Origin of the sequence: Rhodococcus yananensis, from assembly GCF_020515525.1 — a bacterium.
Classification (GTDB): Bacteria; Actinomycetota; Actinomycetes; order Mycobacteriales; family Mycobacteriaceae; genus Rhodococcus; species Rhodococcus yananensis.
This window is the reverse complement of sequence record NZ_JAIYEP010000046.1, coordinates 1-22,645: the sequence shown is the minus strand read 5'-3', so window position 1 is coordinate 22,645 and position 22,645 is coordinate 1. Positions and strand designations below refer to the sequence as shown.

Sequence of the window (22,645 nt, the reverse complement as noted above, 5' to 3'; positions counted from 1 at the left end):
CATCGCTGGCGACGGTGGGGGCCGCCGGATAGGTTGAGCGTGTGAGGAGCCAGCCGCATGTGCTTGGAATCGTGCTCGCCGGAGGCGAGGGTAAACGCCTGTACCCGTTGACGGCCGACCGTGCGAAACCCGCCGTGCCGTTCGGCGGGGCCTACCGGCTGATCGACTTCGTGCTGAGCAACCTGGTCAACGCCGGCTACCTGCGGATCTGCGTGCTGACCCAGTACAAATCGCACTCCCTGGACAGGCACATCTCCCAGACGTGGCGGTTGTCGGGGTTCACCGGCGAATACATCACACCGGTCCCGGCCCAGCAGCGGCTCGGCCCCCGCTGGTACACCGGCAGCGCCGACGCGATCCTGCAGTCCCTCAATCTCGTCTACGACGAGGATCCCGAGTACATCGTCGTGTTCGGCGCCGACCACGTCTACCGGATGGACCCCGAGCAGATGGTCCGTCAGCACATCGACTCCGGGGCGGGCGTCACCGTCGCGGGAATCCGGGTGCCGCGCAGCGAGGCGTTCGCGTTCGGGTGCATCGACAGCGACGAGTCGGGGCGCATCACCCAGTTCCTCGAGAAACCCGCGCACCCGCCGGGCACCCCCGACGACCCCAACGTCACCTTCGCGTCGATGGGCAACTACGTGTTCACGACCAAGGTCCTCGTCGAGGCGCTGCGCGCCGATTCCGAGAACCAGGACTCCGACCACGACATGGGCGGCGACATCATCCCCGCCCTGGTGGCGCAGGGCCTCGCCCACGTGTACGACTTCAACGACAACGTCGTTCCCGGCGCCATGGAGCGCGACCGCGCGTACTGGCGGGACGTGGGGACCCTCGACGCGTTCTACGACGCGCACATGGACCTGGTGTCGGTCCATCCGATCTTCAACCTCTACAACCGTCGGTGGCCGATCCGGGGTGCGGCGGAGAACCTCCCGCCCGCCAAGTTCGTGCAGGGCGGGCTCGCCCAGGAATCCATCGTCGGGGCCGGCTCGATCCTGTCGGCTGCGACCGTCCGCAACTCGGTGCTCAGCTCCAACGTGATGGTCGAGGACGGCGCGACCGTCGAGGGCAGCGTCCTGATGCCCGGGGTGCGCATCGGGAAGGGCGCGGTGGTCCGCCGCGCGATCCTCGACAAGAACGTGGTCGTCGGCGACGGTGAGATCATCGGCGTCGACCTCGAACGGGATCGTCAACGGTTCGCGGTCAGCAACGGTGGTGTCGTCGCGATCGGCAAGGGCGTGTGGATCTGAGGACGGACCGCGCTCAGTCCATGCGGACAGCGCACAGCAGGCCGTCGCCCAGCGGTAGCACGACCGGCGCGAGCCGCTCGTCGGAGGAGATCGCGCGGGCCGCCTCACGCACCGCGACGACCGTCGAATCGCGCGCCGCCGGATCTGCGACACGCCCGGCCAGCAGCGCATTGTGCAGGACGATCACGCCGCCCGCCCGCAACAGTCGCACCCCCTCGCGCACGTAGTGCGGGTGGTCGTCCGGCATCGCGTCGACGAACACCAGGTCGTAGCCGGAATCGGCGAGCCGCGGCAGCACGTCGAGGGCGCTGCCGTTGATCAACCGGGTGCGTGACGCGACGACACCGGACTCCCGGAACGCGGTCTTCGCGGCGCGCTGATGCTCGGGTTCGCTGTCGATCGTGGTCAGCACCCCGTCCTCCCGCAACCCGTGCAGCAACCAGAGGCCGCTCACTCCCGCACCCGTGCCGATCTCCACGACGGTGCGGGCATCGAGCATGCGCGCGAACAACGACAGGGCGGCACCCACGGACGGGGGCACCGGGTCGGCCCCGAGATCGAGGGCACGTTCCCGCGCCGCGACGAGGTCGTCGTCCTCGACGACGACGTTCTCGGCGTGGGCCAGAATCCGATCGGCATTGGTCTGCACGTGCACGAGGCTATCGGTGCCGGGGCATCGATGCAGGCAGGCGCGCGACACGGGCGACCGAAATCTTGATCCGCGGATTTCTCAGGCGACTATCAGGTTACTCATACGGCGGCCACATCGCCGTGCGGAAATGTAGCGGTCGGACACGCAGCAGACCGCGAACGCGACGATCGGCGGCGTCGACCGGGCAGACAACGGGCCGGTCGGGAACAAAGTCCCGGCCCCGCGCGTTGGACACCTCGAGCGATGTTCCCGATCAGCGGTCCCGAAGAGGAGGATCCGGCGATCCACATGCACAGTTCCCACATCGTCCCCGGTAGCGACACCGTCACGCTCGACCGGGTGGACACCCACGGACACGGTATCGCGGAGCCCACCGGCATCCCGGCCGAGAGCGCGGCACTGACCGGTACCGCGGTGTTCGATGCGACGGGCGATCGTGCCGCGATGCCGTCGTGGGACGACCTGGTCCGTGAACACGGCGACCGGGTGTACCGGCTCGCCTACCGGCTCTCGGGCAACGCGCAGGACGCCGAGGACCTGACCCAGGACACGTTCATCCGGGTCTTCCGGTCGCTGCAGGACTACCAGCCCGGGACCTTCGAGGGGTGGCTGCACCGCATCACCACGAACCTGTTCCTCGACATGGTGCGCCGTCGCAACCGTATCCGGATGGAGGCGCTGCCCGAGGACTACGACCGGGTGCCGGCCCAGGGGCCGAACCCCGAGGAGATCTACCACGACGCCCGACTCGGCGCCGACCTGCAGTCCGCGCTCGACTCGCTCGCACCGGAGTATCGTGCGGCAGTGGTGCTCTGCGACATCGAGGGCCTCTCGTACGAGGAGATCGGTGCGACGCTCGGCGTCAAGCTCGGTACGGTGCGCAGCCGCATCCACCGGGGTCGCCAGGCGTTGCGTGAGCACCTGCGCGAACATGGGAAGGTCGAAGTCGGTCACGTCGATGCAAGGTAGCCGCCGGGAGGATTTGATGACGATGGTGCAGCCACCTCGCAGGTTCGGTTCCACGGAGCACCTGGCCAGCGAGGCCGTCGCCGCATTCGTCGACGGCGAACTGCGGATGGCACCCCACCTGCGTGCCGCGCAGCACCTGTCCGTCTGCCCCGAGTGCGCCGCCGAGGTCGAAGCCCAGCAGCAGGCGCGTCACGCCCTGCGCAACGCCGCGACGCACGCCCCGACGATGCCGTCGTCGCTGCTCGGTGCCCTCAGCAACATTCCCGCGCACCTCTGCGACACCAGGCCCGACGATCCGCGCGCGAACGATCTTCCCGGCGGTGCCGGTACCGAAATGTGGGGAGCGTCGCGTCGCTGGTCGATCCTGCGCCGTCGGTGACGACGGACGGGCGATGGCGACGGCCCGGGCATCATCGGTGATACTGGGCTGCGTGACGGACCAACACGGGGGAGACGGACACGCGTGAGCGCGGATTCTGTGCAACGGACCGGCCGAGAACACGAACTCGGCATCGACGATCTGTCCGGTGATCTGTCCGGGCATGACGGGACAGGTGATCCGTCCGGGCACGACGGGACACCGGACCTCGCATCCGGCGTGATCACCCGGCCGGCGGATGCGCCCCGGCTCGATCCGCGGCCGGTGTACCGGCCCGCCGTCGACGACGCGGCCGCGCGAGTGTTCGGCCGCCCCTCGGGCACCGACGGTTCGTTCGCCGGCGGTCGCGGCTCGACGCCCGACCCCCGCATCGGACACGCCCCGCCGACCGATCCGGTGCTCGCCGAGGCCTACGGTCGTCCGGACGACACCGCCGACACCCTGCAACGCCCTCCGCGCGGCCCCGAGGACGACACGGTCGAGGATCCGGTCGACCCGTGGCGCGATCCCGAGTCGTCGGTGCGGCTCGGAGCCCCGCTCGGTGCCACCGAGGACGCCCCCCTCCCGCCGGCACGCCGGCTCTCCCTCCGCGAGGTGCTGTTCGACCGTCGCGTGGACTCCCGCGCTCTCGCGACGCTCGCCGCGGCCGCGCTCGTCGTCGGCATGGTCGGCGGCCTGGTGGTGGCGCTGGTGCTCTCCGACAACGGTTCGCTGACCAGCCGCGGTGTGTCGCTCGAACAGGTCGCGGGCGGAACCGAGATACCCGACGGCACCGTCGCGCGGGTGGCCGAGGCGGTTCTGCCGTCCGTCGTGTCCATCCAGGTCACGCTCGGTGACAACGCGGGCACCGGATCCGGCGTCGTCATCGACGGAGCCGGCTACATCGTCACGAACAACCACGTCGTCTCGATGGCGGCCGACAACCCGGACGCGAACGTGCAGGTGACGTTCAACGACGGCACGAAGGTGCCCGCCGAGATCGTCGGCCGCGACATCAAGACCGACCTCGCGGTGCTGTCGGTCGACGACGTCGACAATCTGGTCGTCGCCGAACTCGGTAGATCCGCCGACGTGCAGGTCGGTGAGGACGTCGTCGCCGTCGGTTCACCCCTCGGACTGAGCAAGACGGTCACCCGCGGCATCGTCAGCGCGCTGCACCGGCCGATGCGGCTCAGCGGCCAGGGAACCGACACCGACGCGGTGATCGACGCGGTGCAGACCGACGCGTCCATCAACCCCGGCAACTCGGGTGGTCCACTCATCGACCTCGAAGGGCACGTGATCGGGATCAATTCGGCCATCAAGTCGGAGACGGGCGGTTCGGTGGGGCTCGGCTTCGCGATCCCCGTCGACGAGGTCACCGCGGTCGCGCAGGCACTGATCCGCGACGGGGTGATGCACCACCCGGAGATCGGCGTGAACGCGCGGACCGTCGTCAACGAGGTCGCCAGCGGTGCCGAGGTCGCCAACGTCCAGGACGGCAGCCCCGCCCAGGCCGCCGGCATCGTCGAGGGCGATGTCATCACCCGGGTCGGAGACCGGGACGTCACGAGCGCCGACGAACTGGTCGTCGCCGTGCACCTCCAGACGATCGGCGAACCGGTCACCGTTCAGTTGGTGCGCAGCGGCCGCGTCGTCGACATCCAGGTCACTCCGGCCTCCGACTGAGCGGTCACGTCGTCGCCCGACGACCGTCGGTGAGCCGACTCGGTGCGCACGACGTACTCTGGAGCGGTGTTCGGCAACATCGGTTGGGGCGAGTTGATGGTCCTGCTCATCGCAGCGTTGGTCGTGCTCGGCCCGGAGCGCCTGCCAGGGGCGGTGTCCTGGGTCGCCAAAGCGCTGCGTCAGGTCCGGGACTATGCGGCGGGCGCCCGGGAACAACTCAAGGACGATCTCGGTCCGGAATTCGACGATCTGCGGCAACCGCTGGCGGAACTCAACCAGTTGCGCGGCATGACGCCGAAGGCCGTGATCACCAAACATCTGCTCGACGGCGACGACTCGCTCTTCACCGGAAACTTCGACGGCCCGTCGTCCACCCAGGGACGCAACGGTTCGACCGGAACCGACGGCGCCGCCCCGTCCCGGCCCGACCTGTCCAAGCCCCTCGCACCCGGCGAGACCCCACCGATCGATCCCGACGCGACCTAGACCGGGACGCGACCCGGACCGGTGGGGTCGGGCCGCGTCGGGTCGACGACGTCAGAGGTGCCGGGTGGTGTCGATCCCGAGGGACATTCCCGCCAGTCCCCGTCGCCGCACGGCGATCTTCTCGGCGATCTCGCACAGCGCCGCACCCGGTGCCGATTCGGGGGCGCTGAGCACGATGGGGGTGCCCTCGTCGCCGGCCTCGCGGATCGCGGGATCCAGCGGGATCTGACCGAGCAGCGGCACCGTCGCGCCCACCGCCCGGGTCAGTCGCTCGGCGACGGCCTCGCCGCCCCCGGTCCCGAACACGTCCATCTTCGTGCCGTCGGGCAACTCGAGCCAGGACATGTTCTCGATGACGCCGGCGATGCGCTGACGGGTCTGCAGCGCGATCGATCCGGCACGCTCGGCGACCTCGGCGGCGGCCTGCTGCGGCGTGGTGACGACGAGGATCTCGGCGTTGGGGATCAGCTGGGCCACCGAGATCGCGACGTCGCCCGTGCCGGGCGGCAGATCCAGCAGCAGCACGTCCAGGTCGCCCCAGAACACGTCGGCGAGGAACTGCTGCAGCGCGCGGTGCAACATGGGACCACGCCACACGACCGGCGTGTTGCCGTCGGTGAACTGGGCGATGGAGATCATCTTCACGTCGTGCGCGACAGGCGGGATGATCATCCGCTCGACCTGGGTGGGTTTCGCGGAGGTGCCGAGCATGCGCGGGATCGAATGACCGTAGATGTCGGCGTCGAGCACGCCGACCGACAGCCCGCGCGCGGCCATCGCCGCGGCGAGGTTCACCGTCACGGACGACTTGCCGACGCCGCCCTTGCCGGATGCCACCGCGTAGACGCGGGTGAGCGAGCCGGGCTGAGCGAAGGGGATGACCGGTTCGGCCGAGTCGCCGCGCAGGCTCTTGCGGAGCTCGGTGCGTTGCTCGTCGTTCATCACCTCGAGTTCCACGCGGATCTCGCCCACCCCGGCGACATCGGCGACGGCCTTGGTGACGCGATCGATGATCTCGGTGCGCATCGGGCACCCGGCGGTCGTCAGGTAGACGACGATGTCGACGCTGCTGTCGTCGGCGATGTCGACACTCTTGACCATGCCGAGATCCGTGATGGGTTTGCGGATCTCCGGGTCGTCGACCCGGGACAGTGCGGCGCGGACGTCGGACTCGGTGACTGCCATGGTCCCCATGGTAGGCGGGGGTGGTTCAGTGGATCCGAGGCAGGTCCGCCGGGCTCGGCGTGATGCCCGTGGAGTAGGCGGCCGACCATGCGAGAACGTTGGTGACGTACGCCATCGACTGGTTGTAGCGGAGGATCGACTTCGTGGTGTCGGCGAGGTTGCGCATGTCGCGTCCGCCGTCGCACAGGTACCGCGCCGTGGTCAGCGTCGAGTCGTAGAGGTTCTGCGGGTCGGCCACTCCGTCCCCGTTGCCGTCACCCGCGTACTGGTTCCATGTGGTGGGGATGAACTGCATGGGTCCGACCGCGCGGTCGTAGACGGCGTCGCCGTCGAGTGCTCCGCCGTCGGTGTCGTAGATGACGGCCTGGCCGGGCAGGCTTCCGTTGAGGGGGAGGCCGATCACGGGCTCGAGCAGATCGCCCCGGTCGTCGGCCTGCCCACCGTTGGCGTGCCCGGACTCGACACGGCCGATGCCGGCCAGCAGTGTCCAGTACATGCCGCAGCCGGGGTTCTCCTCGGCGAGGATCCGCTCGGCGTTGAGGTACGCGGAGTAGTTGATGCCGGGGATGCCGAGCGGGCCGTCCTGCATGATCTCCGGTTGCGGTGCGGCAGCGGGGGCCGCGGGCGCGGCCTTCGGTGCGGGCGCAGCGGCAGGTTCGGTGAGGACCGCGGTGGACGCCACGGACACCGCTTCGGGCACCGCCACGGCCGAACCGAGGTGGGAGGTGGCGGCGCTCGCGGTGGGCTCGACCTCCTGCTGGTGGATGCCCAGCAGGGTTTTCGGTGACGCCCCGGCGGTGGTGGCTGCCGCTGCCACGAGTCCCACCGGCACCAGACCGGTCATTGCGATGACGGAGTTGCGCCGGATCTTCGAATCCTGCGGCTTGGCGTGCCGTCCCACTCGTACCTCCCTCGGGCATCCCGGTACGAGACGCCTCCGTTACATGGCCGAGCTGAGGCTACATGATTCGATGCCCTTCTGTTACTGAACCGTGATGTAACACGAAGGTGTGTCGGGTGGGGGTTCCGACACGGGTGTGGCGGGAGAAACTGCAGTACAGGGGTGCGCGCCGCGTCGCCCCGCGTGGCGTGTGTCATCCCATGGGTGCGGCGCACCGATCGAACTGTGAGATGGATAACAAAAATGTCACGCCCACGGTGGGCGTGTCACTCGCAGAGCCCGGGAACCAGGCAGGGTAGCTCCGTGAGTTCCGCGGGGATCTCGGGCAACGCCGGAACGTTCGGCGGATCGTCCTGCGGAGCGACCTCGCCGCCCGACGGATCCGCGGGCGGTGCCACGGCGGGCGCCGTCGCCGCGACGTCCACGGTGCCCGGCGTCGTCGCCGCCGGTGGCTGAACCGCGGACGACGGCACCGCAACGGGTGCGGCGGGTGCGACCGCCGTCGCCTTCGCGTACGCCGCCGACCACCTCCGCGTGTCCGCGAGGAACTCGGGCGACGAATCGAACAGGGCCACCGCGCGTGCCTCCCCGTCGCCGTCGCGCACCGGACCGCCCACCGAGCACATCCACGCGCCCGCGGCCAGGGTCGCATCGAACACGTTCTGCGGATCCGCCGTGCCGTCGGCGTTGCCGTCCACCGCGTACTCCTGCCACACCGGCGGGGGTAGCAGCATCGGTCCCACCCGACCGTCCGGGGCGGTCGCCGGTGACGCGAGAGTCCCGAGCACGTCGGTGCGGCCACCGTGCGCGTGATCCGACGTCGAGCGACCGATCGCAGCCAGCAGATTCCACGGCAACGCGCACTCGGGAGAATTCACCGCCAACTGCATCTCGGCGGCGCGATACGCGTAGTACACGAGCTCCGGAATCGCCAGCGGGCCGTCGCCGAGAATCGTGAAACCGTCACCCGCCGAGGCGGGGGAGACCCCCGGATCGGGCGAGTCCGCCGGACCGACCGGAGACAGCGGGTCGGCGGGTGACGGGGGCAGCACCCCCACCGCCGTCGATGCGGCCGGCTCCGACGCCGACGTCTCCGAGGCGCTCGCCACCACCGGCTCTGCGACACTCGACGGCGCCGACGCCGTCGCGACGAGACCCGCTGCCACGACCATCGGCACGACGAAGGCTCCCTGCCAACGCACGCCACCACCCACCTTCCGTCCCCCTCCGCACATCACACGGTTTGTGATGCAGGTTACAGAACGACGGTGATATGTGTGCAACTCCGGGTCCCGTGATCCCGCCCGGTCACCGACGCGGTGTTCTTGTGCGCGTCACCGACGCGGTGTCCTCCTCACCCCCGACTCGTCGGTCTCACCGGGCTCCTCGAGCAGCGCCTTGATGTCGTCCAACTCGCGGCGCAGATAGTCGCGCGTCGCCACCTCGCCCACCGCCAACCGCAGCGCCGCCAGTTCCCGAGCCAGGAACTCGGTGTCCGCCTTCGTCTGCTCCGCCCGCGACCGGTCCTCCTCCAACGACACCCGGTCGCGATTCTCCTGGCGATTCTGCGCCAGCAGGATCAACGGCGCCGCATACGCGGCCTGCGTCGAGAACGCCAGATTCAGCAGGATGAACGGATACGGATCCCACTGCAGGCCCACCGCAACGATGTTCAGGAAGATCCACACGACCACCACGATCGTCTGGATCGCGAGATAGCGTCCCGTCCCGAGGAAACGCGCGATCGACTCGCTGACGCGACCCACGGCCTCGGCGTCGTAGTTGAAACGGAACCGGGACGTCTGAGGGGTCTCGAGGCGCTGCCGCCCCAGGGCGGTGCGGTCACTCAACGTCTTCCTCCTCCTCGCGCCAGTCCTCCGGCAGCAGATGATCGAGTACGTCGTCGACGCTGACGGCGCCGAGCAGATGCTGCTCGTCGTCCACCACCGGACCACACACCAGGTTGTACGTCGCGAAGTAGCGTGTCACAGTCGTCAACGAATCGTCGGGATCGAGCCGGGGCAGATCGTTGTCGACGATGCCGCCCACGAGACTCGCCGGCGGCTCCCGCAGCAGGCGCTGCAGGTGCACGCACCCCAGATAGCGGCCCGTCGGTGTCGCCGTCGGTGGGCGCACCACGAACACCATCGACGCCATCGCCGGAGTCAGATCGGGATTGCGGACGCGGGCGAGGGCCTCGGCGACGGTCGTCGCCGCCGTGAGCACCACCGGCTCCGGTGTCATCAGGCCACCGGCCGTGTCGGGGGAGTGCTCGAGCAGTCGCCGCACCGGTTCCGAATCCTCCGGGTCCATCCGCTGCAGGAACGACTCGGCATCGGATTCCGGGAGCTCACCGAGCAGGTCGGCCGCATCATCGGGATCCATCGCCTCGAGCACATCGACGGCGCGATCGAGCCCCAACTCCTTGAGCAACCCCGTCTGGTCGTCCGCGGGCAACTCCTGCACCACATCGGCGAGACGCTCGTCGTCGAAGGCCACCGCCACCTCGGTCCGGCGTTTCGCCGGCAACTCGCGCAACGCGTTCGCGACGTCCGCCGGGCGCATGTCCTCGAACTGCATCAGCAACTGCGACACCCCCTGCCCGGGCATCGCCAGCGCCTGCTGGGTCAGTCCGTGCACGTGCTGCCACTCCACGACGTGGATCGGCGCGCGACGCGCGAGCCTGCCACGGTGTCGACGCACGGCCACTCGATTGACCACCCAGTCGCGCGTGCGGGTCAGTTCGACACCGAGATCGACGATCGTCACGTCCGAATCGTGCAGATCCGGCAGTTCGGGATCGTCCACACGCACCCGGGAATCGAGCACCTGCGCCAGCGCCAGCACCTCGGAGGGACGTTGCGTGAACCGCCGCAGACTGACGTTGCCGGTGACGAGGGTGACGGCACCCGGCTCGATCGCGGTGACGCGCAGCATCGGAACGAAAATGCGTTTGCGGGTCGGCAATTCGACGACCAGGCCGAGAACGCGCGGTTGCTGCCTGCCTATTCGGATGGTGAGCACGACGTCGCGGACACGGCCGATCGACTCTCCGTCCGGGCCGAGAACGACCAATCCGGCCAGTCGCGCCGCGAATACCCTGCCCACTGCTGCCATGATTGAAAGGCTAAGGCTTCACGCATCGCATTCCGGAACTCGGAGGTCACGCTCGCCCATGTCGTTCACGTTCAGACCACGCCGATCCGTTCTGGCAGTCCCGGGCAGCAGCCGCAAGATGATCGACAAAGCCAAGGGGTTGCCCGCCGATGCGGTCTTCCTCGACCTCGAGGACGCCGTGTCGCCGCTGGCCAAGGAACAGGCCCGCGCCACCATCGTCGAGGCGCTGAACGAGGACGGGTGGGGCGAGCAACTCAAGGTGGTGCGCGTCAACGACTGGACCACCGACGCGACCTACCTCGACGTCGCGACCGTCGTCGGGGGTGCCGGCGCGCAACTCGACGCGATCCTGCTGCCGAAGGTTCCCGCCGCGAGCCATGTCGAAGCACTCGACCTGCTGCTGACCCAGGTGGAGAAGGCCCACGGCCTCGAGGTGGGGCGGATCGGTATCGAACCCCAGATCGAGGACGCTCGGGGGCTGACGAACATCGACGAGATCGCCACCGCGAGCCCACGAGTGCAGACCCTCGTGTTCGGGCCGGCCGACTTCATGGCGAGCATCAACATGCGCACCCTCGTCGTGGGCGAGCAACCCGACGGCTACGACCGCGGCGACGCCTACCACCACATCCTCATGACCATCCTCGTGGCGGCTCGCACCCACGGCCTGCAGGCAATCGACGGCCCGTACCTGCAGATCCGTGACGTCGACGCGTTCCGCCGCTCCGCGCAGCGCACCGCGGCACTCGGATTCGACGGGAAATGGGTGCTGCACCCCGGTCAGATCGACGCCGCCAACGAGGTGTTCAGCCCGCGGCAGGCCGACTACGACAAGGCCGAGATGATCCTCGACGCCTACGAATGGCACACCTCCGCGGCCGGCGGCGCACGCGGAGCCGCGATGCTCGGAGACGAGATGATCGACGAGGCCAGCCGCAAGATGGCCCTGGTCGTCTCGGCCAAGGGACGCGCCGCCGGGATGACCCGCACCACCGCATTCGAGCCACCGCGATAGGCGGACGGCCCCGGAGCACGCTCCGATCGCCGCCCGGCGGGCGAGCATCCGGGCAGAATGGACACCGGACGCGTCGAACGTCGACGTGTGGCCACCGACAAGGAGCGACGACACATGACCAATCCCCTCGGACCCGGGCGTCAGGTGCCGGGACTGCCGGAGCCCCCGACCGGATGGCCGGTGGGGTCGTACACCACGTACGCGGAGGCCCAGCGGGCCGTCGACCACCTGTCCGACCAGAACTTCTCCGTCGAGGACGTCACCATCGTCGGCGTCGACCTCATGCAGGTCGAGCGGGTCACCGGCCGATTGACGTGGCCGAAGGTGATCGGTGGCGGTGTCGTGTCCGGCGCGTGGCTGGGCGTGTTCTTCGGGCTGCTGCTCGGGATCTTCTCCACCGAATTCCTCGGACCGCTGCTCGTCGGTCTCGTCGGCGGCATCATCTTCGGTCTGATCTCCGCGTCCATCCCGTACGCCGCGACCCGCGGCCAGCGTGACTTCTCCTCGACCATGCAACTCGTCGCGGGCCGCTACGACGTGCTGTGCAAGCCGCGAACCGCCGAACAGGCGCGGGATCTGCTCGCCAAGCTCGCACTGTGATCCGTCGGCGCCCTGTGATTCGTCGGCGCACGGGCGAGCGGCGCCGTGCCGCCACTACGCTCTGAAGGTATGCGCACTGTCGACTCGGTCGCGGACACCCTCTACGGGCTCGACCCCGCGGAGTTCGTGGCCGCGCGCAAGGAGTTCGTCGCAGCGGCGCGGGAATCGGGCGACCGCGAACTCACCGCGGCGATCGGCCGGTTGCGCAAGCCGACGGTCGCGGCGTGGATGGTGAATCTGCTCGCCCGCGAACACCCGCACGAACTGGAGGCCCTGCTCGATCTCGGCGGGGAACTGCGCCGCGCGCAGCGCACACTGTCGGCGCACGACCTGCGCCGCCTCTCGGAGCGTCGACGGCAGGCGGTGGCGCAGCTGGGACGCGACGCCGCGCACCTGGCGTCGGAACGCGGCCGCACGGTCACCGGGGACGCGCTCCGCGAGGTTGCGCAGACCCTCAACGCGGCCGTCGCCGACCCGACGGTGGCGGAGCGGGTCCGGGCCGGTCGACTGGAGACGATCGTGGAACCCGCCGGGTTCGGTGAGGGATCGGCGACGTCGCTGACCGTCGTCGCACCCGAACACGCCGCGCATGGCGATCACGGACCGGCCGAGCGGATGTCGATGAACGACACCGCGCAGCGGCCGGGATCCGACGCGGTCGTGGAACGGGCCACGGAGGCCGCAGCGGCCGCGCACGCCGCCGTCGACGAGGCCCGGGCCGCCGCGCGCACCGCGGACGACGATCTGGCTCGGCAGGAGCAGACGGTGGCGCGGCTGCGTGACGAGTTGGACCGCGCCGAGCATCAACTGCGGTTCGCGCGCCGCGCCGCGGCATCCGCGAAACGGGAGATCACGAACGCCGAACGCACGGCCTCGGCCGCCGACGCGGCGCTCGCGCGGTTGCGGGCGGACTGAAGCGGAACCGGATCGGCGGATCGCGGTGCGTCGCCGTCCGTCAGTGCGGCGCGATCCGTCAGTGCGGCGCGGTACCGAAGCCGAGAACGAACCTCCGCTGCCACGGCGTCTCCACCGCGCGCCGATCGTAGTGTTCGCGGACGAAGCCGACGGCCTCGTCGGCGGGAACGCCGTCGAGGACGGCGAGACACGCCAGCGCGGTGCCGGTGCGCCCGCGGCCACCCGAGCACGCGATCTCCACGCGCTGGCGACCCGCGCGCACCCACGCCTCGTACAGGGCGTCGTGCAGATCGTCCCGATCGGTCGGGAGTCGGAAGTCCGGCCACCGAACCCACCGGGAATCCCAGTCGACGGGCCCGGGCGGCCGACCCAGCAGATACACCGCGAACTCCGGTGGCGGACCGTCGGGGAGCGGACCACGCAGGGAACGTCCGAGCACGAGCCGCCCCGACGGGAGTCGCATCACACCCGGCGAGCCCGTGTCCCAATCGTCGTCGTGCACGGTGGAAACCTACCCGTGGACGCGGCGAACACCCGCGGTTCGGCGCGCGCGTGTCGGTGCCGTACGCGGCGCCGGCGCGGTGGCGACGACCGTTCGCGACCGTCGACATCCGCTCGTGTTTCGTACCGATGCACCGGGAGTGCCGGATGCGCCCTACTGTCGGAGCCATGAGTTCTCAGGACGGACCCGAGATCCGAGTGTTGGCCTCGGAGGCGGAACTCCGGCGGGCGCTGGTGTTGTTCCGTACCGCGATGGTGGGTCTTCCACCCGGACCGTCGTATCCGGACGGCCGGATCGGCGAGTATCTCGAGCCGGGTCGCACGTACGGCGCGTTCGTCGACGGTGGGCTCGTCGGGACGGTCGACGCGACGACGGGTGACCTCGTCGTGCCGGGTGGACGACGCGTGCAGCACGCCGCCGTGACGCACGTCGGTGTCCTGCCCACCCACACCCGCCGGGGCATCGTGACCGCGCTGCTGCGCCGGCAGCTGCGCGACGGCCGCGAGCGCGGCGACGTCGTCGCGACGCTGCGCGCCTCGGAAGCCACGATCTACGAGCGATACGGGTACGGACTTGCGTCGGCAACCGAGCGGATCGAGGTGGACGTGCGGCGCGCTGCGCTTCGTCCCACCGTTCCGGAGGCCGGTCCCGTTCGGTTCTGCTCCTACCCGCAGGCGTGGGATCTTTTGGAACGCATCTATTCCCGGAATCTCCCGGATCGCCCGGGTGGGATCGAACGGACTCCGCGATGGTGGGCCGCGCAGCGGCTGCGGCCGGTGTCCGCGGGTCCGTCCTACGTCGTCGTGCACGGCGCGGAGGGCGCCGAGGACGGATTCGTCCGTTACCGGCCCGTCGACACGGCGCAGTGGTTCACGAGCCGGGACCGCACCGTCGTCGTCGACGACTTCTTCGCGCCCACCCCGGAGGCGCACGCGTCGCTGGTGCGTTTCCTGCTCGGACTCGATCTCGTCGACCGGATCGTGTTCGCGACCATGCCCGTGGACGACCCGCTGCCGTGGATGCTCACCGACCAGAGAGCGGCCACCGTCGGTCCGCGATCGGACGAGACCTGGCTGCGGATCCTCGATGTGCCCGCGGCCCTGGCGGCACGCTCCTACCGGGGTGGCGGCGCGACCGTCCGGATCGCGGTGTCGGATCCGCTGTTCGACGACAACACCGGCGTGTTCGAGATCGGCCCGTCCGGTGCCGTGCAGGTGGATGGACCACCCGACCTCGGGTTGGGTGTCGCCGAACTCGGCTCGTTGCTGCTCGGAGGCGTCGACATCGGGAACCTGATCGCGGCGGGACGGGTGCGGGTGCGCACGGCCGAGGCCGCCTCGGTGGCGCACGACCTGTTCGCGTGGCCGCGGGCACCGTTCGCGGGCACCATGTTCTGAACCGCCCGCCGAACCTCCCGGAATGAAGCCTGAGCGCATCGCACCACCGATCAGCTGCGTGCGGTGCGGTGAGCGTGGTTGCCCGGTAACGATCGGCCTGTCGGAGCGGCCGTCGGGCCCGATAGATTGCCCACATGACCGACGCCGTCCTCACCGCCGTCCGCACCCACCTCGACACCCATCTCGCCGACCCTGCGGGGCAGGAGCCCGAATCGGCGTCGGTGACGTTCCTGGGACTCGAGCCGATGGAGGTGCTGCGGTACCGCAGCGGTGAACTCGTCCGGTTCGCGACGCTCGGGTGTTCCCGCCACCCCATGGGTGATCCCGCCGCGATGGTCGCGGATCCGACACGGGGGCCCCGCGCGGAGCTGATCCTGAGCCTGCGTGACGCCGAGGGGATCACCGCCGGTGTGCACCGCAGGCTCGCGGTGCTCGCCGCACTTCCCGCGGTCGAGGGGGTCGTGCTCGCCGACGATGCACTGCTCGATCTGGGGGAGCCGCTGTGGGAGGGTGCCCCGTTCACCGCCGTGCTGCTCACCTCCGGTGACGTGCCGGATCTGCCGCTGCCCGAACCCGCCGATCCGGTGCGATTCCTCGAGGCGGTGCCGTTGACCGGCAACGAGGCCGCGTGGAAGCGGCTGCGCGGTGCCGACGCTCTCCGGGACGCATGGGCGGAGGCGGGGATCGACGTCCGTGACCCCCGCCGCGCGGCGGCCCGGATGTGACCCCCGGATCCTCGGTCAGCTCGGCACGACGACGCCGAGCATGCCGCCCCCGAGACACACGGCCGGTTCCGCGGTGGTCACCCGCGCCCGCAACGCCGCGCCGCCGCCGTCGACCCGCGCGTACACGGTGCCGAGACCGGCCGTCACGGGTACGGTGACCGCCGGCCACCCCGGGAACCCGACCTCGAGTGCGCCGTCGGCCGAGGCACGGTAGTTGATCTGCACCGTCCACTCCCAGTCGCCGGCCGGTTCGTCCAGCGGGAGCACCCCGACGGTGCCGGGGCGGGCGGCATGACCGCAGTCCGGAACGTCACCCGGCTCCACGATGCGGGTGGGGAACAGTTCGGCGGGCACGAGGTCGCCACGATCGTCGAACACGCGCAACTGCGTGGTGTGTGCACCGATCTCCGACCGTCCGGGCAGCGCCGAGAACACCGAACCCGCGAGGTTGTGCGGGTAGGTGACCGGCAGCAGCACCCAGACCGACACCGGATGATCGAGGACCGGTACCTCGGGGTGGGCGGTGAGCGCGGCCTTCGCGTGCGCCAGATAGTCCCCGGTGGGGTTGTCCGCCCAACTGTGCGCGAACGTCACCGTCGAGATCGCCGAGCCGGCCGTGAACCCGGCGGCACACAACGCGGCGCCCACGGTGCGGGCGCGGGCGGGCACACCGGTGCCGGTGTCGCGTGCGGGAGCGCGGATCACGAGCGCGGCACCGATCGCGACGACCACCGACGAGTCCGCGAAATACCGCAGAGTCTGGGCGAGTTCGTAGGTGGTCTCCGAGCCGAACCTGGTCATGATCATCGCGGTGAGTGACGCCGCGATGTACGCTGCGGCCGCCACCCACACGGCACCGGTCCGATGCCGCCGGCGCACACTCCACACGAGCGCCAGCGCGACCACCGACCAGCCCGCGACGACGAGAACCGGCGGTGGGTCCGCCCACGGTGGGCTGGGATTCCAACGTTCCCAGCGCCACGGCCCGCCGATCAACGTGGGCACCAGCCCGTACGACAGGCCGTGATGCGTCAGTCCGTCGACCATGGACCGGGGTGGCACCCCGAACCGGGACGCGACGAGCGTCGTGTACGACACCGTCCACACCGCGACGACCACCGCCGAGAGCAACCACAGCGGCCGGGCCTGCCGCCACGCGCGCCGCACGGGAGCGGGCGCACCGTCGACCCGGTACACCAGAGCGAGCGTCGCGAACGCGACGCACGGCACGAGCACCGACTTCTCGAAGAACAGCAGCGCGGTCGCGGTCACGAGGACGCCCGTGACCGCGTATCGTCGGCGGCCGGTGCGGGCGAGCAACAGTGCGTCACCGGCCACCCATGCGAGCGCGGCCTGCAGCGGCAGCGCGTTGAGCCCCGCCGCCCACCACGCGAACGCGGGCAGCGTCAGCGGTGTGAACAGGTAGAACAGCAGCGGTCCCCACAGTGCCCGGCGCGGGCCGAGGAGCAGCCACAGCACCCGCAGCACCGCGAGGGACGCGAGCAGCTGCCCGACCACGAGGGTCAGGGCTGCGGGCCACCACTGCAGCGGCGCGACCGCGGTCGCGAGGGACGCGACGGCGAACGCCGCGGGCATGAGGTGACCGTCGTGGTCGTGGGCGAGCAGCTCCGGCGACCACACCGGATGCGTTCCGGCGCGGCCCAGGAGGATCAGGTCGTCCCAGTAGAATTCGCCGCCGAACGCGATCACCGCGCGCACGACCACCTGGATCACCACGAGCGCGGACGCCACCGCGAGCACCGTCGCGTGGCGCCGTGTCGCCGGGAGCGGGCCGCGCGGTCGGTCGACCGTCCCCGCCGTCACAGCCACGTGTCGCGGCGGAACGTGACGATCAGGACCAGCACGATCACGACGATGAACACCGGCACCGCGTGGTACGTGTGCTCCCGGTGCAACTCGGGCATGTGATCGACGTTCGTGCCGTAGATCCCCGCGATCGTCGTCGGGACTGCCGCCGGCGCCGCGGCGCGCCGACCGGGTCGCGGCGGGGCAGTGGTGGGCACGCTTCCCCTTCCTCGCTGTGGCGGACGGTCCTGCCGGTCGCGCAGTCATCGTAGTCGCCGGTGGACGTGCCGGTCGTGTCGTCGGGTACCGGCGCGTCACCTGACAGACTGGTGTGGTGCGCATCGATCTCCACACCCATTCGGTCGTCTCGGACGGCACCGACACCCCCGCGGATCTCGTCGGGAAGGCGGCCGCGGCAGGCCTCGACGTGGTGGCCCTGACCGATCACGACACGACGGCCGGATGGGACGAGGCCGTGGCGGCGCTGCCCTCCGGGCTGAGACTGGTGCGGGGCATGGAGATGTCGTGCGAGGGGCGCGGCGACGACGGCGACCCCGTCGCCGTGCACCTGCTCGCGTATCTGTTCGATCCGTCCGAGTCGGGATTCGTGGCCGAGCGGGCGCGGCTGCGGGACGAGCGGGTGTCGCGGATCCGCACGATGGCGTTGCGGATGGCCGAGGACGGCCTGCCGATCGATCCGGATGCGGTGCTGGACCGGGCCGGGCCGTCGGTGGGTCGCCCGCATCTGGCGCAGGCGCTCGTCGAGGCGGGGGTCGTGTCGTCGATCGGGGACGCCTTCACCGAACTGTTGTCGACACGCAGCCGGTACTACGTTCCCAAGGCGGACACCCCGCTCGCCGACGCCGTGCAGATGGTGCGCGCCGCCGGGGGCGTCGCCGTGGTCGCGCATCCGTTGGCGCGGTCGCGGGGCAGGGTGATGGCGCTCGGGCAGATCGAGGAACTCGCTGCGCTCGGACTGGCGGGCATCGAGGTCGCGCATCCGGATCACGGCGCCGACGATGTGCGGGTGCTGACGGACCTGGCGAGCAGTCTCGATCTGGTGGTGACGGGTTCGTCCGACTATCACGGCGACAACAAGCGGATCGGGCTCGGTGAGTTCACGACCGCGCCCGCCGCGTTCGAGGCGTTGGTCGATCGTGCGAGCGGGACCGAGGTGGTCGCGGGATGAGGTCGTGGGATCCGCGCGGCGCCGAGAGTCGCAGCAGCGACATCGATTACGGATCGTCGTACTACGGTGACGAGTACGACGGCCGCGAGTACTACAATTCGTCGTTCGACGCGCCACGGCGCGCCGGTGCGGTCGTGCGGGCCGGTCGCGTGGTCTCCGGTGTCGTGTGTGGGGCCGTGATCGTCCTGACGGTCGTCGTCTGCGTCGCGCAGTACCTCGCCGGTCGCCGGGACGTGCCGGGGCCCGGCACCGACGCGGTCGCCGCGCACGTCGTCGCGACGGTGGTCGCGATCGTGGCGCAGCTCGTCGCCGATCGACGACGCGGTGCGATGTCCCTGCTCGCGGCGTGTGTGGTCATCTTCACTGCATCGATTCTGATGTTCACCCAGTGGTGGGGTTGACGGTCCGCATTCTGGGATGTACTGGCGAGTAGCTCCGGCATTCCCCCAGGAACCGGTCCGATTCTGCCGAAAACTCACAGGTAGGAACGGCAAAACGGTGAGAACCTTCGCAACCAACACCGATTTGATGTTTGCTCTGTGAAGGTGGCAAACTTGCCTCCGAACCGAGACGGGCGCCACCGCCCCGACTCGGATGCAAGATGGCAGACCCTGCCGCCGCAGACCTGCGGCGACGCCGAAGGGCCACCGCCAGGGCCACCCGCCCCGGCGCCATCACGCTCCGGAAGTCGTACAGCGTTGTACAGCGGTAACCGTGATCGCGCCCGGATGCTTCACCGAAACCGTCCTTGGCGAAGCACTGCACCTCGACACCGACGAACGCCCGCATGACACACAGCGCGGACGTTCAGGTGAACCGAATTGCAGCTACTTCGCAGTAACCGAGACCGGGCTGGTCTCGGAGCACGCAGGAGTGTCATCGTGTCTATTGTGTCTGATGCAGCAACCCCTCAGAAGGTCGTGCTGACCGACGACGAGATCTTCGGCAGCCACATCGACGGCAAGTTGTCGGTGGAACTCACCGCACCGCTGGAGAACCAGCGCGATCTGTCCATCGCGTACACCCCCGGCGTCGCCCAGGTGTGCCGGGCGATCGCCGCGGACGAGACCCTCGTCGACCGCTACACCTGGACCAACCGGCTGGTCGTCGTCGTGTCCGACGGCACCGCAGTCCTCGGCCTCGGTGACATCGGTGCCCGCGCATCGCTGCCGGTCATGGAGGGCAAGTCGGCCCTGTTCAAGAAGTTCGCGGGCCTGAACTCGATCCCCCTCGTCCTCGACACGAAGGACCCCGACGAGATCGTCGAGACCCTCATCCGGTTGCGTCCGAGCTTCGGCGCGGTCAACCTCGAGGACATCTCCGCGCCGCGTTGCTTCGAGATCGAGAAGCGCGTCATCGAGGCTCTCGACTGCCCCGTCATGCACGACGACCAGCACGGCACCGCGATCGTCGCGCTCGCCGCACTCAAGGGTGCGCTGAAGGTCCAGAGCCGCGACATCGCCGACCTGCGGATCGTCATCTCCGGCGCCGGTGCGGCCGGCGTGGCCTGCACCAACATCCTGCTCGCGGCCGGTGCTCGTGACGTGGTGGTTCTCGACTCCAAGGGCATCATCTCGGCGGACCGCTCCGACCTCGGCGAGATCAAGACGGATCTGGCCGCCCGCACCAACCCCGAGGGACGCAAGGGCGGAATCGCCGAAGCCCTCGACGGTGCCGACGTCTACCTGGGCGTCTCGTCGGGCACCGTTCCGGAGGAGATCGTCGCGACGATGGCCGACGACGCCATCATCTTCGCGATGTCGAACCCCGATCCGGAGATCCACCCCGAGATCGCGCACAAGCACGCCGCGATCGTCGCGACGGGGCGCAGCGACTTCCCGAACCAGATCAACAACGTGCTCGCCTTCCCCGGTGTGTTCAAGGGCGCCCTGGACGCCGGTGCCCGCCGCATCACCGAAGGCATGAAGCTCGCCGCCGCCGAGGCCATCCTCTCGGTGGTCGGTGACGAGTTGGCCGCGGACAAGATCGTCCCGAGCCCCCTCGATCCGCGCGTCGCACCCGCCGTCGCCGAGGCCGTCGCGGCCGCGGCGAAGGCCGAGGGTGTCACCGACTGACGCGATCGAACCGCACGCCCCGGAGCCGAACCCGCACCCAGGTTCGGGCCGGGGCGTTCGGCGTCCTACGGGTGTGCGCGACAATGGCTGCCGTGAATGGCACGTGGAAGTCGAATCGACCCCGGACCGTCCCGTTGCTGGTGGCGGCAGCCCTCGCCTCGGCCCTCGCCGGATGTGCCTCCCCCGTACTCGATCCGGCCGCGACACCCGGACCGGTCGTCGTCGCGGCTCCCGACGGCCCGGTCGGGGACCTCCTCGCCGAGATCTACTCCGGTGCCCTGCGGGACGCCGGCATCGACGCGACGGTGTCGGCCCTTCCCGACGCCACCGCAGCCCTCGCCGCTCTCGACGCGGGGGAGGTCACCCTCGTGCCGGGGTACACCGGGCGACTGCTTCACCGGTTCGTCCCCGACGCCGTCGAGACCGATGCCGAGGACGTCTTCGATGCGCTCGCACGCGCCGTCCCCGGAGATGCGACGATCGCCGATCACGCGGCAGCGCAGGATCGTGCGCTCCTGCTGACCGCGGCGTCGGAAACCGCGGTCGGTGACACCGGGCAGGTCGCGGCACTGCCGGACGTCCTCGACCGATGCGGCGAATTCACCCTCGTGTACACGCCCGGTTTCGAGGCGGCGGGAGGTCTGGCGGCTCTCGACCGGGCAGGCTGCATCCCGCGCGAGCGTGCGTCGTCCGCCGGCACCGAAGCCGTCGCGGCCGCGTCCACCGGCGGTGTACTCGCGGGCCTGACCACGACGGATCCGGCACTGTCGCGGCAGACACCCCCGGGTGTCGCGGCCCTGCACGACGCACCCGACCGCACCGACGGAGACGAGGTCGACGAGGCACCGACACCGGTGTTCCCCGCCCAGAACGTCGTGCCCGTGTTCCGCAAGGAGTCCGTCACCGACACCGGACTCGATGCACTGCGGGTGGTCGCGGGGGAGTTGACCACCGCCGACCTCGCCACGATGCTCGAGCGGATCGGCGGGGGCGAGGATGCCGCTGTCGTCGCCGGCGACTGGCTGTCCGAGCACGGCTGACCTCCGCTCGCCCGAACGACCTCCGCGCGCCTGAGCGAGTGGTACCCCCGATCGATTGAATCGAGCGGACGATACGTTCGCTCGGCGCGCGGGTGGCGCTCAGGCGCGGGAGGACGTCTCGGGCCCGGTCGAGGGGCGGGTGTGGTCGCGCAGGAATCGGCCGAAGTCGGCGATCGCCGCGGCGGCCTCCGGCACCAGCGACGCCTGCAGCGGCGCGACATGCCACAGTTCGGGTTGTTCGACGAGCGTCGTGTCGACCCCGGCCTCACCCAGTTTCGACGCGAAGGTGCACACCTGTCGGTACAGCGCCTCCGTCGTCGCCACCTGCACCAGGGTCGCCGGAAGACCCGCGAGGTCGGCGTACATCGGGGCGAAGTCGGGATCGGTGGGGTCGCCGTCGCCGAGGTAGGCGCGACAGGACGCCGACGTCCACCCGGCGTTGATCACCACGTCGCGGTAGAAGGGCAGCGCGGCAGACGGATCAGTCCACGGCGACAACAACCCCAGAGCCGCGGGAGACACACCGTGCCGGTCGCGCAGTCGCACCGCCGTCGCGACCGCCAGACCACCACCGGCCGAGTCACCCGCGAGGGCGACCGCGGAGTCGGCCCCGAACTGCTCGGTGACGAGTTCGAGATACGCGGCGGTCGCGTCCTCGACCGCCGCCGGACAGCGGTGCTCGGGGGCGAGACGGTAGTCGAGGACGTACACCGCCGCGTCCGCCGCCGCCGCGAGATGCGCGGCGAGGGAGCGGTGTGTGGCGGGCGA

General features: G+C 70.1%; 24 protein-coding genes. 14 read left to right on the top strand and 10 right to left on the bottom strand.

Translation table 11 applies throughout. From position 1 onward, the window contains the following. Nucleotides 1-41 precede the first annotated feature (41 nt). Entirely contained in the window at nucleotides 42-1,256 is a 1,215-nt protein-coding gene (gene glgC / locus LDQ05_RS12485; RefSeq protein ID WP_226437280.1) for a glucose-1-phosphate adenylyltransferase, read from the top strand. 13 nt (nucleotides 1,257-1,269) lie between these two features. On the opposite strand, the gene LDQ05_RS12480 is transcribed toward glgC, so the two are convergent. Beyond that, nucleotides 1,270-1,905: an O-methyltransferase gene (locus LDQ05_RS12480; RefSeq protein ID WP_226437279.1), complete on the bottom strand. Its 636-nt coding sequence runs from the start codon at nucleotides 1,903-1,905 to the stop codon at nucleotides 1,270-1,272. Between the two features lie 291 nt (nucleotides 1,906-2,196). Between LDQ05_RS12480 and sigE the strand changes: the two genes are divergently transcribed. The 4 genes from sigE to tatB all read left to right on the top strand — a co-directional run bounded on the left by sigE (nucleotide 2,197) and on the right by tatB (nucleotide 5,410). Continuing rightward, complete coding sequence (sigE, locus tag LDQ05_RS12475; protein WP_226437278.1) at nucleotides 2,197-2,877, top strand: RNA polymerase sigma factor SigE; 681 nt, start codon at nucleotides 2,197-2,199, stop codon at nucleotides 2,875-2,877. A 16-nt stretch (nucleotides 2,878-2,893) separates the two neighbouring features. Then, complete coding sequence (locus tag LDQ05_RS12470) at nucleotides 2,894-3,256, top strand: zf-HC2 domain-containing protein (RefSeq protein WP_226437277.1); 363 nt, start codon at nucleotides 2,894-2,896, stop codon at nucleotides 3,254-3,256. Between the two features lie 219 nt (nucleotides 3,257-3,475). After that, nucleotides 3,476-4,924 carry a S1C family serine protease gene (locus LDQ05_RS12465; protein ID WP_226437294.1) on the top strand — a complete coding sequence of 483 codons (1,449 nt, stop codon included), beginning with the start codon at nucleotides 3,476-3,478 and terminating at the stop codon, nucleotides 4,922-4,924. A gap of 66 nt (nucleotides 4,925-4,990) precedes the next feature. Continuing rightward, complete coding sequence (gene tatB, locus LDQ05_RS12460) at nucleotides 4,991-5,410, top strand: Sec-independent protein translocase protein TatB (protein WP_226437276.1); 420 nt, start codon at nucleotides 4,991-4,993, stop codon at nucleotides 5,408-5,410. A 51-nt stretch (nucleotides 5,411-5,461) separates the two neighbouring features. Here tatB and LDQ05_RS12455 read toward each other — a convergent pair whose 3' ends face one another. The 5 genes from LDQ05_RS12455 to LDQ05_RS12435 all read right to left on the bottom strand — a co-directional run bounded on the left by LDQ05_RS12455 (nucleotide 5,462) and on the right by LDQ05_RS12435 (nucleotide 10,613). Further along, complete coding sequence (locus LDQ05_RS12455; RefSeq protein WP_226437275.1) at nucleotides 5,462-6,595, bottom strand: Mrp/NBP35 family ATP-binding protein; 1,134 nt, start codon at nucleotides 6,593-6,595, stop codon at nucleotides 5,462-5,464. A 25-nt stretch (nucleotides 6,596-6,620) separates the two neighbouring features. Beyond that, complete coding sequence (locus LDQ05_RS12450; protein WP_226437274.1) at nucleotides 6,621-7,496, bottom strand: lytic transglycosylase domain-containing protein; 876 nt, start codon at nucleotides 7,494-7,496, stop codon at nucleotides 6,621-6,623. Nucleotides 7,497-7,762: 266 nt separating this feature from the next. Next, a complete protein-coding gene (locus tag LDQ05_RS12445; RefSeq protein ID WP_226437273.1) occupies nucleotides 7,763-8,698 on the bottom strand; it encodes a lysozyme family protein in 936 nt (311 codons plus the stop codon). 132 nt (nucleotides 8,699-8,830) lie between these two features. Beyond that, nucleotides 8,831-9,346: a DUF1003 domain-containing protein gene (locus tag LDQ05_RS12440; protein WP_226437272.1), complete on the bottom strand. Its 516-nt coding sequence runs from the start codon at nucleotides 9,344-9,346 to the stop codon at nucleotides 8,831-8,833. Further along, the gene (locus tag LDQ05_RS12435; protein ID WP_226437271.1) at nucleotides 9,339-10,613 is read right to left on the bottom strand and encodes a magnesium transporter MgtE N-terminal domain-containing protein; all 1,275 of its coding nucleotides are present in this window, start codon (nucleotides 10,611-10,613) and stop codon (nucleotides 9,339-9,341) included. Before LDQ05_RS12435 ends, LDQ05_RS12440 begins: the two co-directional genes overlap by 8 nt. Before the next feature lie 58 nt (nucleotides 10,614-10,671). On the opposite strand from LDQ05_RS12435, the gene LDQ05_RS12430 reads away from it, so the two are divergent. The 3 genes from LDQ05_RS12430 (at nucleotide 10,672) to LDQ05_RS12420 (ending at nucleotide 13,143) form a co-directional block, all read left to right on the top strand. Next, nucleotides 10,672-11,628 carry an HpcH/HpaI aldolase/citrate lyase family protein gene (locus LDQ05_RS12430; RefSeq protein WP_226437270.1) on the top strand — a complete coding sequence of 319 codons (957 nt, stop codon included), beginning with the start codon at nucleotides 10,672-10,674 and terminating at the stop codon, nucleotides 11,626-11,628. Nucleotides 11,629-11,742: 114 nt separating this feature from the next. After that, a complete protein-coding gene (locus LDQ05_RS12425; protein ID WP_226437269.1) occupies nucleotides 11,743-12,228 on the top strand; it encodes a general stress protein in 486 nt (161 codons plus the stop codon). A gap of 69 nt (nucleotides 12,229-12,297) precedes the next feature. After that, nucleotides 12,298-13,143, top strand: a complete 846-nt coding sequence (locus tag LDQ05_RS12420; protein WP_226437268.1) for a hypothetical protein — start codon at nucleotides 12,298-12,300, stop codon at nucleotides 13,141-13,143. Nucleotides 13,144-13,201: 58 nt separating this feature from the next. Here the strand turns inward: LDQ05_RS12420 and LDQ05_RS12415 are convergent, their stop codons facing one another. Next, the gene (locus LDQ05_RS12415; RefSeq protein ID WP_226437293.1) at nucleotides 13,202-13,606 is read right to left on the bottom strand and encodes a protein-tyrosine phosphatase family protein; all 405 of its coding nucleotides are present in this window, start codon (nucleotides 13,604-13,606) and stop codon (nucleotides 13,202-13,204) included. A 206-nt stretch (nucleotides 13,607-13,812) separates the two neighbouring features. Between LDQ05_RS12415 and LDQ05_RS12410 the strand changes: the two genes are divergently transcribed. Then, on the top strand, nucleotides 13,813-15,042 hold the full coding sequence (locus tag LDQ05_RS12410; protein ID WP_226437267.1) for a GNAT family N-acetyltransferase: 1,230 nt from the start codon (nucleotides 13,813-13,815) through the stop codon (nucleotides 15,040-15,042). A gap of 134 nt (nucleotides 15,043-15,176) precedes the next feature. Continuing rightward, complete coding sequence (locus LDQ05_RS12405; RefSeq protein ID WP_226437266.1) at nucleotides 15,177-15,767, top strand: suppressor of fused domain protein; 591 nt, start codon at nucleotides 15,177-15,179, stop codon at nucleotides 15,765-15,767. A gap of 15 nt (nucleotides 15,768-15,782) precedes the next feature. Here LDQ05_RS12405 and LDQ05_RS12400 read toward each other — a convergent pair whose 3' ends face one another. Next, nucleotides 15,783-17,528: a hypothetical protein gene (locus LDQ05_RS12400; RefSeq protein WP_226437292.1), complete on the bottom strand. Its 1,746-nt coding sequence runs from the start codon at nucleotides 17,526-17,528 to the stop codon at nucleotides 15,783-15,785. Nucleotides 17,529-17,587: 59 nt separating this feature from the next. Then, nucleotides 17,588-17,791, bottom strand: a complete 204-nt coding sequence (locus tag LDQ05_RS12395) for a CorA family divalent cation transporter (protein WP_226437265.1) — start codon at nucleotides 17,789-17,791, stop codon at nucleotides 17,588-17,590. A 116-nt stretch (nucleotides 17,792-17,907) separates the two neighbouring features. Between LDQ05_RS12395 and LDQ05_RS12390 the strand changes: the two genes are divergently transcribed. From LDQ05_RS12390 to LDQ05_RS12375, 4 genes are all read left to right on the top strand, one after another. Then, nucleotides 17,908-18,762, top strand: coding sequence for a PHP domain-containing protein (locus LDQ05_RS12390; RefSeq protein WP_226437264.1), 855 nt, complete (start codon nucleotides 17,908-17,910; stop codon nucleotides 18,760-18,762). Then, a complete protein-coding gene (locus tag LDQ05_RS12385) occupies nucleotides 18,759-19,163 on the top strand; it encodes a hypothetical protein (RefSeq protein WP_226437263.1) in 405 nt (134 codons plus the stop codon). Before LDQ05_RS12390 ends, LDQ05_RS12385 begins: the two co-directional genes overlap by 4 nt. A gap of 480 nt (nucleotides 19,164-19,643) precedes the next feature. Then, nucleotides 19,644-20,837, top strand: coding sequence for an NAD(P)-dependent malic enzyme (locus LDQ05_RS12380; protein WP_226437262.1), 1,194 nt, complete (start codon nucleotides 19,644-19,646; stop codon nucleotides 20,835-20,837). Nucleotides 20,838-20,920: 83 nt separating this feature from the next. After that, nucleotides 20,921-21,877 (top strand): glycine betaine ABC transporter substrate-binding protein, encoded by a 957-nt coding sequence (locus tag LDQ05_RS12375; RefSeq protein WP_287217867.1) that lies wholly within the window; start codon nucleotides 20,921-20,923, stop codon nucleotides 21,875-21,877. 99 nt (nucleotides 21,878-21,976) lie between these two features. On the opposite strand, the gene LDQ05_RS12370 is transcribed toward LDQ05_RS12375, so the two are convergent. Next, the coding region (locus tag LDQ05_RS12370; RefSeq protein WP_226437260.1) for an alpha/beta hydrolase fold domain-containing protein at nucleotides 21,977-22,645 on the bottom strand (669 nt) is incomplete at its 5' end.

Coding starts and splice junctions, on each gene's coding strand:
- LDQ05_RS12435 (WP_226437271.1), bottom strand. CDS start 10,613: ATGGCAGCAGTGGGCAGGGTATTCGCGGCGCGACTGGCCGGATTGGTC.
- LDQ05_RS12415 (WP_226437293.1), bottom strand. CDS start 13,606: ATGCGACTCCCGTCGGGGCGGCTCGTGCTCGGACGTTCCCTGCGTGGT.
- LDQ05_RS12385 (WP_226437263.1), top strand. CDS start 18,759: ATGAGGTCGTGGGATCCGCGCGGCGCCGAGAGTCGCAGCAGCGACATC.
- LDQ05_RS12410 (WP_226437267.1), top strand. CDS start 13,813: ATGAGTTCTCAGGACGGACCCGAGATCCGAGTGTTGGCCTCGGAGGCG.
- sigE (WP_226437278.1), top strand. CDS start 2,197: ATGCACAGTTCCCACATCGTCCCCGGTAGCGACACCGTCACGCTCGAC.
- LDQ05_RS12420 (WP_226437268.1), top strand. CDS start 12,298: ATGCGCACTGTCGACTCGGTCGCGGACACCCTCTACGGGCTCGACCCC.
- LDQ05_RS12375 (WP_287217867.1), top strand. CDS start 20,921: ATGGCTGCCGTGAATGGCACGTGGAAGTCGAATCGACCCCGGACCGTC.
- LDQ05_RS12425 (WP_226437269.1), top strand. CDS start 11,743: ATGACCAATCCCCTCGGACCCGGGCGTCAGGTGCCGGGACTGCCGGAG.
- LDQ05_RS12430 (WP_226437270.1), top strand. CDS start 10,672: ATGTCGTTCACGTTCAGACCACGCCGATCCGTTCTGGCAGTCCCGGGC.
- LDQ05_RS12405 (WP_226437266.1), top strand. CDS start 15,177: ATGACCGACGCCGTCCTCACCGCCGTCCGCACCCACCTCGACACCCAT.
- LDQ05_RS12455 (WP_226437275.1), bottom strand. CDS start 6,595: ATGGCAGTCACCGAGTCCGACGTCCGCGCCGCACTGTCCCGGGTCGAC.
- LDQ05_RS12470 (WP_226437277.1), top strand. CDS start 2,894: ATGACGATGGTGCAGCCACCTCGCAGGTTCGGTTCCACGGAGCACCTG.